Annotated in this window: 10 protein-coding genes; all 10 read right to left on the bottom strand. The window is 28.3% G+C overall.

The window, feature by feature from the left end; translation table 4 throughout:
• Positions 1 to 2: 2 nt before the first annotated feature.
• The 10 genes from NMG77_RS00460 to NMG77_RS00415 are packed head-to-tail and all read right to left on the bottom strand — an operon-like array spanning position 3 to position 18,725.
• Positions 3 to 3,395 (bottom strand): AAA domain-containing protein, encoded by a 3,393-nt coding sequence (locus NMG77_RS00460; RefSeq protein ID WP_255034755.1) that lies wholly within the window; start codon positions 3,393 to 3,395, stop codon positions 3 to 5.
• 21 nt (positions 3,396 to 3,416) lie between these two features.
• Positions 3,417 to 7,925: a PolC-type DNA polymerase III gene (locus NMG77_RS00455; RefSeq protein ID WP_255045877.1), complete on the bottom strand. Its 4,509-nt coding sequence runs from the start codon at positions 7,923 to 7,925 to the stop codon at positions 3,417 to 3,419.
• A gap of 17 nt (positions 7,926 to 7,942) precedes the next feature.
• On the bottom strand, positions 7,943 to 8,761 hold the full coding sequence (locus NMG77_RS00450) for a site-2 protease family protein (RefSeq protein WP_255045876.1): 819 nt from the start codon (positions 8,759 to 8,761) through the stop codon (positions 7,943 to 7,945).
• Between the two features lie 3 nt (positions 8,762 to 8,764).
• Positions 8,765 to 9,871: an NAD-dependent epimerase/dehydratase family protein gene (locus NMG77_RS00445; protein ID WP_255034752.1), complete on the bottom strand. Its 1,107-nt coding sequence runs from the start codon at positions 9,869 to 9,871 to the stop codon at positions 8,765 to 8,767.
• Positions 9,872 to 9,890: 19 nt separating this feature from the next.
• A complete protein-coding gene (locus NMG77_RS00440) occupies positions 9,891 to 11,042 on the bottom strand; it encodes a phosphatidate cytidylyltransferase (RefSeq protein WP_303623526.1) in 1,152 nt (383 codons plus the stop codon).
• A complete protein-coding gene (frr, locus tag NMG77_RS00435) occupies positions 11,042 to 11,593 on the bottom strand; it encodes a ribosome recycling factor (protein ID WP_255045875.1) in 552 nt (183 codons plus the stop codon). Before frr ends, NMG77_RS00440 begins: the two co-directional genes overlap by 1 nt.
• Before the next feature lie 9 nt (positions 11,594 to 11,602).
• Positions 11,603 to 12,313, bottom strand: a complete 711-nt coding sequence (gene pyrH, locus NMG77_RS00430) for a UMP kinase (RefSeq protein WP_255045874.1) — start codon at positions 12,311 to 12,313, stop codon at positions 11,603 to 11,605.
• 20 nt (positions 12,314 to 12,333) lie between these two features.
• Complete coding sequence (tsf, locus tag NMG77_RS00425) at positions 12,334 to 13,212, bottom strand: translation elongation factor Ts (protein ID WP_255034749.1); 879 nt, start codon at positions 13,210 to 13,212, stop codon at positions 12,334 to 12,336.
• A 48-nt stretch (positions 13,213 to 13,260) separates the two neighbouring features.
• Positions 13,261 to 16,110, bottom strand: coding sequence for an excinuclease ABC subunit UvrA (gene uvrA, locus NMG77_RS00420; RefSeq protein WP_255034748.1), 2,850 nt, complete (start codon positions 16,108 to 16,110; stop codon positions 13,261 to 13,263).
• Positions 16,110 to 18,725 carry a hypothetical protein gene (locus NMG77_RS00415; protein WP_255034747.1) on the bottom strand — a complete coding sequence of 872 codons (2,616 nt, stop codon included), beginning with the start codon at positions 18,723 to 18,725 and terminating at the stop codon, positions 16,110 to 16,112. The genes uvrA and NMG77_RS00415 overlap by 1 nt, the downstream gene beginning before the upstream one ends.

Below are 18,725 nucleotides of genomic sequence, written 5' to 3'. Positions count from 1 at the left end.
TATTAATTTTCATTTTCTTTTCGAATTGATCTAGTTCCTTTATCGAGAATATCTTTAATCTCTAATAAGATTTTTTTCATATTAAGTTTTCATTCGGTAGATCAGATTGTGTAGTGTTCTCATCCACGATTTTTTAAGAAGATTTTGCGATAAACAAAGTTTTCGCTAAAATCAGCCATTCCTTTGAATTCTTTGATATCTAAATCAATTACTAGTATCGGAATATCGTCATAATAAATAACGAAATCAAAGTTGTATGATCCGTTATCAACATTTCTCTTAACTGTGAAATATTGACCAAACATTTTTTCAAGAGTTTGTTTAACTTCTTCAAAAATATCAGGCTTTTGTTTTAGTTTATCTTCAATCTCGATTGTTTGTCGATCAAATGTTGGCAAGTTATCGTTTTTAGCGGTCTTTTCGCAATAATCTAAATATTCTACGAATAATCTAGAACCTGGTGAAGACGAACCTCAACCATTATATTCGCTAGCTTTAGATGACTTGAATATTTCAATGCGATCTTTGGCTCTGGTGATTGCTACATTTAATCGATTAATTCCATTTGTGGTGCTACTAATCGGTCCATAACTAACTACTGATTTGTCATAAGCAATTGAGAAGATGATAATATCACGTTCATCCCCTTGAACGTTTTCAACCGACTTAACAAATAATCCGGTGTATTCACCATTATCATTCGTACGTTCTCTTCATTCATTGATTAATGGATCATTCAATTTATCAAGCATTAACTCAATAAGGGTTGCTTGATTTTTATTAAAAGCAACGATACCTAAAGTTTTTTTGTAATCTTCAGTTTTAGTTAAACGTTGAACGCGTGATACGATTTCTTGAGCCTCAGCAACGTTCTTACGATCTTTTCATTTACCATTAATAACATCATGAACGATAAAAGAATTCTTTTGTTTGATCGCTTTGTTCATAAAGATCAATTCACTATCATAGATATGATCATTAGTAAAAGCGATTAAATCACCAAAATTCGAACGGTAGTGATACTTTAACATCACATTAATTCTGCTTCTTTCTTTCAAGAAATGAATTAAACTGATTGCATTAACTGATTCTTCAACTTCAATTAACTCTTCATCAGGAATATGATCAAGTGCTACTTCATCATATTCTGAACGAGATGAGAAGAAACTACTTGGTTGTAATTGCTTGGTATCACCTGCAATAATATAATTCTTAGCACGATAAAGCGATGGTAATGCTCTTTCTAAAAACACTTGGCTAGCTTCATCAACTATTACATAATCATACAAGTCCTTGCGGTTTTCAAGTAAAATTGATGCTGTTTCAAATGACATTATGTGAATTTTAAACATCCGCATAATGTTTTCACGGTTAAGATTGAATCATCAATTTATATTCTTAAAAATCTTATTACGTCCTTGACGACAAATTTCTAACAATGTCTTCTTATCTTCTTTGTAAAGATCATAAAAGTTTTTAATAATCTTAGCTTTAAGATTACGTTTACACGATTGAATATAAACATCAACATCAGAGGTATAGTTTTCTTGAAGACCATCTAAAGCATTTTGTGCTCAATTTAATTTACTTAAAAAAACGCCTGAATGATTTTGCACATATCAAGAATTAAAATATTCTTTTTGACGTTTCTTAATATTAATTTCAATATTCTTTAGAATAGTTCTTTTAGTTGTTTCAGATTTATATGGTTCTAATTCAATAAACCTATTAATCTGTTGAGTTACCAACTTGCAAGATTCAATCAGTTTTTCATATGGTTTGAATAAAAAAGGAACACGGTAATGTTCTTTAACAATTCCTTTTTTAGCATATAGATGAATAGCATACATCAGTGTTCTGATGTCATCTGGATCATTTTGATAAATCTTAAGAAATGTAGAAAAAGTACTAGCTTTTCATTTGGTATCAATTTCGTTATATAAAGCAATATACTCGCGATGTTTTTCCATTCACTCTTCGCTTGTATAAGTTCTCACTCAATCATTAAATCGAACAAAATCATCGATTTTAATATGTTCAACATCCAATGGTTCAAAACCTAAAATCAAACTCAAGAAAGAATAACTATAATCACCTGAGCTGATTTCGTAGTTATATATTTTTTGGATTATGTTCGACATTTCATAATACTGTTTTAAGTAGTTTTTATCGAACTTTGCAGGTGGTGTGTTTAAAACATTATCATAATAGTTTTCCACAAAGTATTTTTCGTAATTAGAAAACTGACTATAAAATTTACCTGCTTCTTTGTTTAAATTTGGGATGTATAATGCCAGGTTTTTAAACTTTCCTAAACGGTTATATACAACTTCCATTGCTGTCGCTTTTTCTGTAACAAACAATGCAGTTTTATTTCTAAGAGCAATATTAATTAAAATATTCAGGATCGTCTCAGACTTCCCTGTGCCAGGAGGACCTTCGATAACAACATCACCTTCAAGAGCATGTTTAACAGCTAATTGTTGATAAAAATCTAAATGCGATACTAAATAAATATCACTTAATGAATATTCATTAGCAAACTTTTCGTGGTTGAATAAAAGGTCTTTTTTATTATTAAAAGTTTCATCAATAGCACCTGGATCATTAACCAATATTTCTGTAAAATCTTTTAATAATTTATCGCCTTTTACGTCAAAAACACCTAAAACAACATTATTTAAAATATTGTTTACAGCGCCATTTTCACTTCATTTTTGAACGAACTCTTTTTTAGTTATATTTTGAAAACGATAAAGTTCGTTCGTTGGCATTTTTTTAAATCCAATATCTAAGGATCTAAAGATCTCAATTGCTTGATCAACATCTAATTTCGATTGATCATAATTGTTTTCAAACAAGATTCCTCGCTTATTTGTTTCAACAGCAAGTATTGTTGTGTTAATTAAGAATTCTGACCTATTGATTGATAAAATAATTTTTTGATACTGATTAACTTGTTTTAATTCAACTTCTGCGTATAATAACGGCGCTTTATAGCTATCACCTCATTGGTTACAACCTTCAATAATTGGCAAACCAATAAATAATGAAGCATCACCTGTTTCTCTTTGTTGTTTCTTAATTTTTTTATGCAACTTACTAAATTCATTTGTATAGTACTTATACAATTCTCTAGAATTATCAAATTCAAAAAGTCGCATCGCATCTTCATCAGATAATTCTTTTAGTTTTTTTAAATCTAATTCTAAATGATCGTTGCTATTAAGATATGTAATGATCCCTTTTATTGAGAGATCAAAGATATTAGAAGTAGCCTTTAGTAATTCTGCAATATCCATTATAGAACTACTAGTAGAACCAATTCAAAAGCTCTTTGATTTAGTTTTATCGTTAATAAGTCGATTCTTTAATCAAGTTCAATCAGAAGCCATAAATTTTTATTATTATATATTTTAGTATAACCGAATTTTTTCATCCGGCTTCAAGTCGCCAAATACTTTGTACTCAGTGAAATAATCCCAGATTTTTTTTGATAATTTACATCTTGTTTTTAAATCTGCTTGAGATTTAAAAGCGCTTTCGTTACGACTTTTAACAATCAGTTTAGCAATTTCTTCACCTAGTCCTGGTATTACATTAAATGGTGGATAAATTTTGTTATTTTTAACGACAAAATTTAATGCATCTGAATGTTCTAAACTTACTTGTTCTAATTTAATATTACGTTGCAACATTTCAATATACACTTCATAAGTTGATAAAAGATCTTTTTCTTTTTCGGTAACTTTGAAAGCGGCATTAGTATTATTTCGTCGTGATTTTTCAATTCGTGTTGATATATCTTTATACAAGCGCATAACTTCATTAATGCCACCAGTAACACAAGGAAGAATATCATGTTCTTTGATTTTAAATGAAAAGATTGCGGCATAAAAAGCTGAGGGATGATGCACTTTAAATCACGCAATTTTTCACGCCATTAAAACATAAGCTGTTGCATGGGCTTTAGGGAACATATACTTAATTTTGTTACAAGAATCAATGTAGTCTTCAGATACCTTAAATTCTCGCATGATTTCTTCGTATTGAGGTTTTAACTTCTTACCCTTACGCACATCTTCCATAATGCTAAATGCGATTTTTTTATCGATACCAATCGAACTTAAATAAGTCATAATATCATCACGACAAGCAATAACTTCATTAAGCTTATAGTTCTTTTCAAGAATTAGATCAGCAGCATTGCCAGCTCAAACATCTGTTCCGTGACTTAAACCAGAAACTCTAATTAAATCAGCAAAAGAAGCTGGTTTAGCTATCTTTAAAATGTCTCTTGTAATTTTAGTACCAAACTCCGGAATACCTAAAGCACCTGTCGCATTCGCTAAAATGTCGTTACCACTAAAATCTAAACAATGTTCTAAATTAAATAATGATAAAACATCTTTATCATTATTAGGAATATCTTCTGCTTTAACATTAGTTACATCATATAAAAACTTAAGAATTGTCGGGTCTTCTTGAGATAAAATATCTAGTTTTAATAAAGTATCATGAAGGTATTCATATTTAAAGTGAGAAGTTTTTCAATTAGAACTTTTATCATCTGCAGGATAGTTAATTGGACAAAAATCTTCAATTTCCATATCCTTAGGAAAAACTAAAATACCTCCAGGGTGTTGTCCTGTTGTTCTTTTGATTTCAGTTATTTCGCTAGCATACCAATCAGTTAAACGATCGATATCTTCAGGTCGATTTAGTTTTTCGAAATAATCGTACACGAATTTGCGTGCAGTTTTTTCTTGCATGGTTGAAATCGTACCACTTCTAGCTGTGTGCGATTCACCAAACATTTCCTTAACATAATCATGAGCTTTTAATTGGTAAAGACTTGAAAAGTTTAAATCAATATCAGGAATCTTTTCTCCATTGAACCCCATAAACGAGGCAAACGGAATATTGTGCCCTTCACCTTTCATTTCCCCATCGCAAGAAGGATTAATACAAGGTTTATTAACAAGATCGTATCCGTCATCAATATCATTAATAAACTCGGTTTTTTTACACTTTTTGCAATAATAATATGGTTCTAATGGATTAACTTCTGAGATACCAGCTAATAACGCTACAATTGATGATCCTACTGAACCTCTCGAACCAACAATATAACCATCATCGTTAGATTTTTTAACTAGTAAATGTGCTAATCAATAAACAATTCCATAACCATTACCAATAATTGCATTTAATTCATATTCAATTCTCGATTTAATGATTGGATCAATTTGTTGACCAAATAATTCATCAGCTTTATCCCATACTAATTTTTGTAGTTTTTCATCAGATCCTTCAATCTTTGGTGGATGTAATTTTTGAGGGTATGGCAATAATTTATCGTCATCAAATAATTGCGAGATTTTCGCTCCATTTTGATGAATTAGTTTAGCTAAAATATTTGGTTCCTTGATGAAGTTAAAATCATTATAAACTTCCATTTTCTTACGTATATGTAAGTATGGTGTAATTAGTTCTCTTCTATTTTTATCTTCTAGTTCACGATCATAGAAATGGTGCAATCTTTTACCGGCCATCTCTGTGGTAATTAAGCAGTCATAAAATTTCTTCTGTTCTTTTCTTAAATAATGCGCTAAAGAACTAAATGTATATAAGATGTTTTCTTGTTCGCAGATCTTAATAATTCTATTAATAAGATCATAAACATGTTCTTGTTCAATATTACCTTTTGAAATTTCTTTTCTAAATAAAGAAGGTAAGGGAATCTGAACAAAATTATGATTTTTAATGATTTTTACAAGATTTTCTTCTGTGTCATATTTAGCAGCATGCACAATGTGACCATTAAGCGGATGAGATGAAACCAAAATATCGTCTTCGTATTTTTTAATATCAGATCAAAATAATTTAGGGGTTCCATAAAATTGATCTGTTGATGCTAAACTAACAAGTTTATATAATGCTTTCAAACCTTTTTGGTTCTTTGCGTATAATAATGCCTTTCTAGCCCGAATACGGTTAAATAAATTTTCATTTAATAAAGAATTAGATTCTTCTTGATCGTTTGAATCTGTTTTTTTGTTAACTTTTAAATTAGCAATATCATTAACTAATTTTTGTTTATCGTTTAAATCTAATAATGATCTTCAATTCTTAGCATAAACATTACTAAGCATAGCTATCAAACATTTAGATAAAACTTCGGTATCGTAATTAGCTCTGTGAGCTGCTTCCTTGTCATATTCGACATCTAGTTTTTTTGATAAGTTTTCTAGACTATATCTTTGATAACGGTATAGTTGATATGCTAATCTTAGGGTATCAAGCATTGGGTTATCAAGCTTGCCTAAATTGTATTTATCAAGTTTAGTATTAACTCAAATAAAGTCGAAATCAATACCGTTGTGAGCAACTAAAACATCGTTTTTTTGGATGAAATTCATGAACTGGTTAAGAACAGTTTTTTCATCTTCAGCATCAGCTAGATCGCTATCTTTTATCTTAGTCAAGTTTGTAGTTAATTCTGATAACGGTTTTTCATTTTTAATGAATTTTTCAAACTTATCTAGGACAGTAAATTCTAGTTGATTATTTGTTTTGTTAAGCGATGTTTTAATTCTTGTTGCACCGATTTCAATAATTTGCTCATAATAAGCATTTAAACCAGTTGTTTCAATATCATAAACAACAAAAGTAAGATCTTCAAGATTAAGATCTTTGTTGTTTTTTACAATAAATTCCGTATCATCAAAGACATCAATTTCCAATCCATAATGAACTTTGATTTCAGGGCTTAATTTAGTTTTTCATGACACTAAATCAGGGAAGGATTGTACTACACCAGTATCAGTAATTGCGATGTCTTTAATTTGATTTTCTTCGCAGAATTTTTTCAAATCATTAACATCGTTAAGTCCGTCATGAGCACTCATTTTAGTGTGAAAGAAAAATTCATGACGGTCAGTATAATCTTCTGGCGTTGGTTTTAATCATTCAGGTACATCAGCTTTTTCTAAACGTTCAATATATGTATATAATTTTTGATCGCGAGAACTTCGAACTCTTACTTGAATTTTTACTCAATCACCAACTTTAAATTGATTAATATAATCGCTAGATAAATAATTAGCATTTCATAAAGAATCAAAAATTAAAATCGCACTATCTCTATCAGCTAGTCCGATTTTAATTCTTCTAAAATTTGGATTTTCGACATAATTAATCTGATAAATTTTAGCTCATAATGTTGTTAATGAAGTTGGTTCATTTTGATCAAATTCTATTATTGGCGTAATCTCAGAACTGTCAGGAATTTTATTGTATTCAATACATTCTTCTAGACTTGGGTATTTTGGTTTTTCTTTGCTAGTAATTTTTCTTGCTTGCGTCATCACTAATTCTTTTTGTTTTTCTTTTAGTTGTTTTTTATTAGCTAATTCAAGATCAAAACGAGATGTTAGTTTAATATCATGAAAACCTAATTTATCAAGGTAATCTACTATGTCATTATTTGATTCATCAAACATTGCTTTCATGTTTTGATTAGCAAAGACAATTTCATGCGTCCTATCATCAATACATTCGATTTTTTCCAAGAAAAAAGCAGGCTTGTTTTTATAACGACATATATCCTGAATACAGTTTTGTATTAATTCAGGAGTTCATAATGATTGTTTAATAGCAAAGTTAATGAATAGATAATATTCATTATTGGTATTTGTGTATAAGTTTGTTAAGCGAACTGCTTCTTCGTATAATTCTGGTGTTAATGGTTTTTTTAAAAAAAAGACCAATTCTATGGTCCTTTTAGACTTAGAAAGAGTGTGAATTGATTCTTCTGCGTTTAGTCTTAAATAATTAAGTAGTTGCTCAGATACAGAAAAGAATTTATTAAGTCAATTGATAGTGGAATGAATATCATGAACTTTGCTTTCGGTTTTATTCATTTTATTTATCCCCTTCTCTATCCGACTATTATTAAATTAATTATACTTCCCAGCGAAACTCAGATAACTAAAACAACACCAATCATTGTTGTTCAAGTTCATACTTTTTCATTCATTTCTTTTTTAGCAATTCTTTGATAAGTATATTGAAGAATCTTTGATCCATCTAATGGCGCGATTGGTATAAAGTTGAATACAGCAGTAGCTCCATTGATCGAAATCAATGTTGTTAATAATTCTTGGTATGATGCTGTTCTTGATGAGAATTTAATAACATCACCAGCGCCACCCATAGATCCGCCTCCTGTGTTTAATCTAGGTTTTCATGCTTCATATAAAACAAATCCTTTACCAATATTAATAAAAATATCTTTAAAGAATTTTGCTATCGCTAAACTCTGACCTTTAAATATTGTTTCAAATATCGCTAAGAAAAAACCAAAGGCAAAAAAATTAAAGATAATTCCACCAACCATTATTAATATTTGTTTTCAATAAGCAACTTTTTCTAATGAATAAGTACCTTTAGGTCTAGGCATTAAATAAAAGTTGTAATTCCTAGCATTCGGATCATCAATATAGGCTTGTTTAAGTTTATCGCTTTCAAGCATGACAAAAGCTCCAGCTAAAATCATTCGAAAACTAAAAATCATCTTCTTTTTACGAAGATAAAAAGAAAATAATACAGGACCTATGCCGATTGAGAATTCTTTAATATGCACTTTAAATATTTTAGCAAAAACATAGTGCCCTAGTTCGTGAATTGTTAAAGTCACTATGATCGAAAATATTAGTATAAGAATTAGCAGAGCTAAATTTGCGTAATATGAAATCATCTTTTATTTGCTTAAATGGGAGTATTTAGTTGATATCTCTTCTTTAATTTTAAATATTAAATCGTTTATTTGCCAAATATCATCAATTTTTTTATGTTTGTAGTTTCAATAAAAATCGATAATCAATTCAGATATTTGTAAAAAATTGATTTTGTTGTTTCTAAATAAGTTTAAAGCGAATTCATTGATACAAACTAAAACAGCACCTCTTGTAGTGCTTGGATTTTTTAATATATCATAAGCAATTTTAAATACAGGATATTGTTCAAAATCAATTTTTTCAAATTTAATCTGTTTTTGATAAATATCTAACTCTCTTACAATATTATTTTTATTGTTAAATTGAGTTAGTGCTGATTGAATTGATCAACGCATATCATTTGTACTAGCGTGTAAATGAATCGAATTATCTTGATAAATAACTCCCGCATGGATTGTCGATGTTTTTTCTACTACTGGAGTAATTTTAGCGATTTGAAACAAATGATACGCTTCAACAATTTCATAAACTTTATTGATAAAAGTAGCTGAATTTATCGAAATTTCTTCACCCATATTTCAATTTGGATGATTGATTGCATCTTGATATGTAATCTTTTTTAACTCAGATTTAGGTAAATTAAAATACCTTGAACCAGATGCAGTAATAATCAATTCTTTGATCTGTTTTTTATTTGTATTTTTAATTAAATCGTACAACGAAGTATGTTCAGAATCAATTGGAAAAATATTAGTTTTAGCGTTCTTTTTGATTAAGTTTAATTGTTTACCAGCGATTATTAAAGATTCTTTATTTGCTAGTAATAAATCTTTTTTCTTGCTAAGAGTAATTAATGAAGCTTCAATTCCCGCCGAACCATTAATTGCGTTAATAACAACTTTTGGTTTAGATTTATCAATTAATTCAATTAAGTCACTTTTTATGTTTTTGTTATGTTTATTATCACTATGACATAAAACATAGCCTGGATTTAATTGATTAATAATATTTTTTGCTTCAGAATGGTTTTTATAATAAGAAAAACCAACAAGCTCATAATTCAATCGACAAATAACATCAATTGCTTGTTTTCCAATTGAACCTGTAGCTCCAAGTACTAATACTTTCATATGATTATATTTATATTAATTAACTTACAAATATTCTAAAAATCATGAAAGCAATAAACACAAAACAAACACTATCAAAACGATCTAAGATGCCACCATGACCTTTTAGTATTGTTGAATAATCCTTTATTTGGTATTGTCTTTTCACATAAGAAAAATATAAATCACCAAGAATTGAAACAATTGATAAAAAGAAAATCATTAAAGCTACAAAGAATCATCAGAATCAAACAAATCTTTGGCTTTGTCAGTAAGTTGTTAAATAATAAATGTTAGCTATTAAATTATTTGGATCAACTTTATCAAGTGTAGTTTGTGATTCAGCTGCATTTTTTATAAATATAGGAATATTATATAGCGCTGTAACAAACAACATTATTAATAATGTTGTAATTAATCCATAAATTGCTCCACCTCAAGTTTTATTAGGACTTATGTTGGGAACCATTTTGGTTTTACCAAATCTTTTACCAAATGCATAAGCAAAAGAGTCGTTCATACTTACTAATAATAGTAAGTATAAGAATGTAGTTCAACCATTATTTAATACTGTATAGGTAATTCCATAAATTCCGCAAGAGAAAAAGATTCATAATCCAAATGCGTTTATTATGTCTTTTTTGTTGAAGCGATTAACTTTTTTTAACAAGTATAAGATTAATACAAAGTGGGTTATTACCATCAACCCCATTAATCCTAAAAAACTAAAATCAACCGATCCACGGTAATTATTAAGTCATTCTAAAGATACATGAATCTTACTTGGTATATTATCAAGATCTTGATAGATATTATGAAATTGTGTAATCGCAATGTTTGTAAATGTAATAACTAAATAAAATACTGAATTTACACCGATAAACCAATAAATAATTTTCTTATTAGTCCTGTAAAAAACATCGCCAATTTCTTTAATTCCCAAAAAGAAAGCAAGGAAAATAATTAAAGTACTAAAAACACTAAATGTTGTTCTTATCAATGCATTTTTAAGACTATCAACCAGGACGCCATTTTGTATAACAGGATAAAATGGAGATCAATCGTTATTATAATCAGCTAAAGCGCTAAAAAGCATCAATAAAATATAAAAACAAACAATAACAATAGCAATCATTATTCTACTGTTCTTGTTTGTTGTTCGGTTTTTAGTTTCTTGAATTCCTACATTCATTATAGGCTTAGTAAATCTTTTTCTTTTTTAGTTAAAATTGCACCAATTTGATCAATATATTTCTTGGTAATCTTTTCGATTTCACCCTCGAAAAACTTGTTCAAATCTTTATCAGCTATCTTGTCTGATTTAAGTTTATTAAGCGTATCTCTACGAACAAATCTAACTTCTTGTTTCGCTTTTTCACCAATCGCTTTAGCTTTTTTAACGTTTTCTTTTCTATTCTCTTCAGTTAGTTGAGGTAATTTAATGCGAATCTTATCACCATCAACAACCGGAGTTAAGTTTAAATTAGCTTTTAATAAAGCAGATTGAATTGGATTTACTTGAGATTTTTCGTATGGTTTAATTAAAATTTCTCTTGGTTCAGGAATTGATAAGTTAGCCATTTCAATTAATGGTGTTAATTCGCCATAATATTCAGCTTTAACATCATCAAGAATTTTAAGGTTAGCTCTTCCTGAACGAATTTTTGATAATTCACTTTCTAGTCAAGAAATTTTAGCATCAGCTTCTTTTTCAAAAAAATCAGAATAAATTTTAAATTCCATGTTTAAAAGTTAGTTTGTAATTGTTGTGTGTTTGTTTTTATTATCAATTGTTTTAATAATCGATTGATCAGCTTCGATATTAAAGATTAATAATTTTAAATTATGATCCATAGCCAAACTAAAAGCAGTTAGGTCCATGATTCTTAATTCTTTAGCTAACGCATCTTTATAAGATATTTTCTCAATAAATGTTGCGTTCTTGTCAATCTTAGGATCAGCAGTATAAACCCCATCAACACCATCCTTGCCAATCAGCACCATATCTGCATTAATTTGAATTGCTCTTAATACAGTTGCGGTATCAGTTGTGAAATGCGAGTTACCTGTTCCACCTGAGAAGAAGGCGATTTCACAATCGTTAAATATCTCAGATAAGCTTTTTGGGTTTATTTCTTTAGTTAAACCTTTAACTTCTAAAGCTGATAAAACTTTTGTTTTTAAACCTAATGATTGTAATTTAGATTCTAAAAGCGATGAATTAATAACAGTAGCCAACATACCGATATAATCAGCCTTGTTTATTTCAACACCAAAATCCTTCGCTAATTTTCCACGAAAGATATTACCACCACCTACAATCAATCCAATATTGTATTTTGATGATAAAGTTTTTAATTGGTTAGCCAAACTATTAATCTTGTCATAAGAGTAACAATCACTGCTGTTTTTATCTTGAAGCGAAGCTCCACTAATTTTAATAATTATGTTTGGCTTTTTCATCGTCTCTTTAAACCTCAATCTTATTTCATTTGAGCTTTAACTTCGTCCGCGAAGTTGCTAGCAGCTTTTTCGATACCTTCACCAACTTCAAATCTAACAAAGCTTAATAATTGAATATTTTTAGCTTTTGCAGCTTCTAAAACAGTTTGTTCTTGGTTTATTAAGAATTTTTGGTTTACTAAACAAACTTCTTCAAGGATTTTTTGAATTCTACCTTCAACAATTTTTTCTATGAAGTTAGCTGGTTTACCTTCTGCTAAAGCTTGTGATTTAGCGATTTCTTTTTCTTTTTCGATGAAATCAGCAGCTACATCATCTTTAGAAAGGAATTTTGGATTAGATGCGGCAATATGCATAGCTACATGTTTTAAGAATTCTTTATCATCAGTTTTAGAAGTTTCAATAATTACACCAATGCGATTGTTTGAGTGTAAGTAGATACCCAATGAACTGTTAGATTGTTCTTTGATGATTTGAACTCTTCTTAAAGAAATCTTTTCACCAATAATAGCTGTTAAATGAATTTGAGTTTCAGCAACAGTTGAACCACTTGCTAATTTTAATTTTTCAATTTCAGCAACATCTGTTATTCCTGTTTCGTGAATTAAATCAATTAATTCATTAGAAAATGCGATAAATTGATCATTTTTAGTAACGAAGTCAGTTTGCGAATTGATTTCTAAAACAGTTGCTTTTTGATCAGCTAATTTTAATTTAATTACACCTTCAGATGCAACATTATCAACCTTTTTAGCTGCTTTAGCAATTCCGTTTTCTCTTAATCATTTGATTGCTTGATCGATATCATTATTAGTAGCTTCTAGAGCTTTTTTGCAATCCATAAAACCAGCTTGAGTGCTAGCTCTTAATTGTTTAATTAATTCTGTAATTGATGCCATAATTTCACTAGTACATATTATAACATTTTAATAAAAATGAACTATCTGTTAATTTTTCATAATTTTAGCTAAATATTTAGCTGTATAAGATGAATCAGTATATTTATCCACTAACTCTTGCGGCGTACCTGTACATACAACATAACCACCTTCATCCCCGCCATTAGGCCCTAGATCAATCACATGATCAGCTACCTTAATTAAATCTAAGTTATGTTCAATAACAATCACTGAATCACCATTTTCAACCAAACGATTTAAAACGATTAATAATTTTTTAATGTCGTGAGAATGAAGACCGGTTGTCGGTTCATCTAATACATAAATTGTTTTGCCAGTTGCTTTTCTTTGGAGATGTTTAGCTAATTTAATTCTTTGCGCTTCGCCACCTGATAATTCTGTGGCATTTGTTGATAATTTTAAATATCCAAGACCAACATCACACATCAATTGCAGCTTACGATAAATTGATGGAGTCGATTTAAAGAATTCCAAAGCTTCTTCACAAGACATTTCTAAAACATCGTAAATTGATTTGTTTTTATATTTAATTTCAAGAGTTGCTTCATTGTATTTCTTACCATTACAACTAGTACATTTAACATAAACATTTGGTAAAAAATGCATTTCAATACATTTAACACCATCACCTTGACAATCATCGCATCGTCCACCAGAAACATTAAATGAAAATCTTGATTTTGTATAACCTCGAGTTTTAGCTTCAATAACATTAGCAAACACTTCTCTAATGTCATCAAACACACTGACATAAGTAGCCGGATTTGAACGAGGAGTTCTACCAATTGGATCTTGAGATACTTTTACAATCTTATCAATTGAATTAATACCAATTAATGATTTATATTTGCCTACTTCAACATGCTTATTAAATAAAGCTTTTTCAATTCCGTTAACTAAAGTTTGATTAACTAAAGTTGATTTACCACTACCAGAAACCCCAGTAACCACAACAAACTTATTTAAAGGGAATTCAACATTAATATTTTTTAGATTATTAGCACTAGCACCTTTTATAATAATTTTTTGACCGTTGCCTGAATGAAGTTTTTTAGGTATTTCTATAGTTTGTTTTTTAGATAAATATTGACCAGTTAATGAATCAGGATTTTGTTTAACTTCATCAACTGTTCCAGCTGCCACAATCTTACCACCATAAATACCAGCACCAGGACCGATATCAATAAGATAATCAGCAGCTAGCATTGTATCTTCATCATGTTCAACAATAATCAAACTGTTACCTAAATTCTTCATAGAAATTAAAGTATCAATTAGTTTATCATTATCTTTTTGGTGTAAACCGATTGATGGTTCATCTAATACATACAAAACTCCAGATAGTCTAGAACCTATTTGAGTTGCCAATCTAATTCTTTGAGATTCACCACCTGAAAGCGTTGCAGCATTTCTTGATAATGTTAGATATTCTAAACCAACATTAATCAAGAAATGTAGTCGATCTAAAATTTCTTTTAGAACGAATTTGGCAATCTTAGCTCTTTCTTCATTGAATTCTAAACCTAAGATAAAATCTAATTCCTTTTTAATGTTTAGATCTGTAAATTCAACAATATCTAAACCACCTATTTTTACGCTTAATGCTGCTGGCGATAATTTTTTACCATCACAAGTTTTGCACTTTTGTTGTGATGTATATTTTGAATAATAATCACGAGCCATTGAGCTATTAGTTTCTAGATGTCTTCTCTGAATTAATTTAGCAATTCCTTCAACATAATCAAGTTTTGAACTAACACCATTTTTAGATTCAATTATGATTTCGATCGGTTCGTCTGAACCCTCTAATAAATAATTAATCTCTTTTTTGGTTAGATTTTTAATTGGTGTATCTGGATCGATATCGTAGTGTTTTATTATCGAAGAAAAACGTTGTCAATCTTGCGATGAAGTATTAACTGTATTCTTGAAATAATCAATACCACCTTCGTTAATTGATAAATTTTTATCAGGGATAATTTTATCAACATCAGGTTCAAAAGTGAAACCTAACCCCTTACAGTAATCACAAGCACCAACAGGGCTATTAAAAGAAAATAATCTAGGTTCAAACTCAGGAATATTAAACCCGCATTGATCGCAAGAATGGTTTAAAGAAAATTCATATTTGCTGTCATCTGTAATGATATGAATTAAACCATTACTTACATTTAGAGCGGTTTCAATAGCATCAGTTATTCTTAATTTTGTTTGGTTATCTTTATTTAAAACAATCCGATCGATAATAATACTAATATTATGTTTTTGGTTTTTGTCTAATTCAATTTTGTCATCAAGACTATAAACTTGACCATCAACCAAAACACGCATAAAACCTTGCTTGTGATATTTTTCGAATTCGTTTTTAAAAGTACCTTTTTGCAGTTTAACAACAGGCGCTAAAATTTGAAGTCTAGTATTTTCTTCTAAATCTAGAACTTGGTCAATAATTTGTTTAATTGTTGTGGTTTTAATTTTACCGTGACCATTGACACAATAAGCATCACCAACTCTTGATCATAATAATCTTAAAAAATCATATATTTCAGTAACCGTACCAACTGTTGATCTTGGGTTATGAGAGGTTGATTTTTGATCAATAGATATTGATGGTGATAATCCTTCAATTGAATCAACATCTGGTTTATCATTGTTACCTAAAAATTGTCTTGCATAAGGTGATAATGATTCTAGATATCTTCTTTGACCTTCAGCATAAATTGTTTTGAATGCTAAAGAAGATTTACCACTACCTGATAAACCAGTAACTACAACTAATTGATTTTTGGGGATATCAATGTTGATATTTTTTAGATTGTTTTCTCTAGCACCAACGATGCTTATATAGTTAGATGTATTTTTCTTAGTTTTTTGCATTAGAACTCTTTAGTCCCTAAGTCATTCATTAATTGGATATCAGAATCATTTAGAATAATTGCTGTTTGCGATTGATTTTGATATTTAAGTAATAATCCTTTAAACACATTGTACTCATGTTTGGTATTCAATTTAAAATTATGAACAAATAGAAGCCTTGGTAATTTTACAAATTTTGATAATAAATAAACTGTGATTGCGTCTGAACTAGATAAAAAAGAAAGGTAACTATAGTTAATTTCTTCGCTAATTCCAACATCTTTATAAGAACGGTAAAGATATAATTCAGTTAGAATTTTACGCAATTTTTTTGAATGATATTTTGTCGGTTTTCAATCAATAAATATATTGTAAATGTATTGTCATCGATTAATAATAGCTAAGTAATAATTCAACTTTGAACTAATCGTTTTAATATCAATTGCATTCTTAGTTTTTAAAAGTTTCTTTTTATATAAAACACGGTTTACTAATCGAACATTTTTATACAAGGTTTTAATCGTATTTCTTAACTTATTAAAACGATCAAAGTTCTCTCTTTTTTCATTAATTAAATTATTCGATAAATACTCTTTTTTATATTCCTCTTTTCGAACTTTATTAACTTTAATTAATTCTTTAATTGAATTGATTTTTTCTTCGATTTCTTTTTTATATTCATCTAAATTTAGTTTGATATGAGTGTTTGACTCTAAATCAGATTTAATATCTAAAAAATTTTGAACAATGTAGTTTTCATATCTGTTAGCAATAGCTGAATTAATCTTATTATTACTATCCAAATAATCTTTATATTCTTGTTTGAATTTTTCTTTTAACGTTTGACTATAACTCTTAACATCGAAATTAATCTTAGGGAAATTAGTTAAGCTATCTGTTTCAATTTCAATCTCGTCAATGAACTTTTTAATTTGACTTCAAATTAATCTTGTAGCCCAACGAATATTAATTAAATTACTATAAGAACTTACCAACGGACTCATTTGGTAAGACTTCATAAAATCTAATGTTAATTTAAAACCAAAAGCGTTAATGTAAAAAATTGTAGCTTGAATATCGTCGCGCGAAGTATTAGATAAATTTAAATAATAGCGATAAAGTTTTTTATAGCTATCAATCGAAATTTTGTAGATTGGATTTAAAACATTTTTCTTAAATTTAGAACTTCAATTACTTGAATAAACTGCTGATTGAAATTTATTGTTAAATAGGTTAAAGAAATCATTGCAATCAGGTTGTAATTTATAAAGTTTAATCGATTCTTTTAAGTTAAGTTTTAATCTTCAAAGATATAGATTTTTATGAAAAAAATCATCAAGGTATCTACCAAAATTTAAGTTGTTTTCTTCAACCAATTCAACAATTAAATTATTAATATCTTGATCACTTTTATGAAGTGATATTTTAGCAATTTTTTTAAGTCGATATCTTAAGTCTGAATATAAAAAAGCAATTTGTTTTTTAGGAACTAAATCAATTAATTTATTTGAGTCTTCAATACTATCTGCCTTTTTATTAATAATTTTTTTGGCATTATTGATAAAGTTGTTGATAATATTGATATCAAGGTGCTTAATTCATTTAATTTTTTTAATTACTTTAGATAATTCATGAGCTTTAAACCATTCAATTAAGTAGTAAATTTTATCTGTATAACTAGATTCAATAAACATTTTTGACTGGTTAAATGAACATTGTTTTTTTAAACCTTTGACGTAATTATTTAAGATATTTTTAATATCGTTTTGTTGTTTTCTTTTATTGCTTTTTAAAGTTTTTATTTCCAACTTAACGCGTTTAATTTCATTAAGTTGCTCAACTGAATATGGACCATATTTTTTATTAATTTTCAAATTAATAATGCGTTGCTTTAAATTTTTAATTTGATCATCTAAAAAATATATTTGTGAAATCTTTTCAGATGTTTTTTTAGAATTTAGCAATTGATGGTTTTTTTCATTAATCGCTTTGAAATCCTCATCATAGTTCCTTAATGAATCAACTAATTCGGTATAATTTCTTTTCAATAAATTAAAGTGACTTAAATTAATATCTCTAGCATTGTAAAACTGATCATTATATAACTTTATACTTTTTTCTAAATCAAGAAATTTATTATTATTTTCATCAAAAGTATTGAGCAATCTTTGAGCAATTACTTTTTTATGAAAACCAAATTTCGATCTTCAATAATTTAAAAACTTTTCTTTAATGTCTTTAATTAATAAACCGTTGTAAAAATTAGAAAACAAAGTAGTAATAATATTTTTATTACTAGTTAGTATTTCTTCATAATCTTTTTGATTAACATTAAGTACTAAAAGTTTAGCTTTTTTCTTAGAAAAAACTGATCGGTTAGATAAATATTTTTGGTTATCTAAATAAACTTCACCAACTAGCGGTTTGTTTGTTTTATTGAGAATTAAAAAGAGTTGATATCACGAATTGGCATGGGATGGTTTAATTTGAATTTTGTCATAATTACAAAATTTTATTTGATTAATTTCTTCTAATTTTTTTAAACCATCTTTGGTTCATGTGTAATAAAAAAGATAATGGATTTCAAAGAAAACCGGCTCGTGTTCTAAACTAAAAAATCCATTCATTAAGTCCAT

It is taken from the genome of Mycoplasma bradburyae (assembly GCF_024339025.1).
GTDB lineage: Bacteria > Bacillota_I > Bacilli_A > Mycoplasmatales > Mycoplasmoidaceae > Mycoplasmoides > Mycoplasmoides bradburyae.
This window is presented reverse-complemented; position numbering and strand designations above follow the sequence as displayed.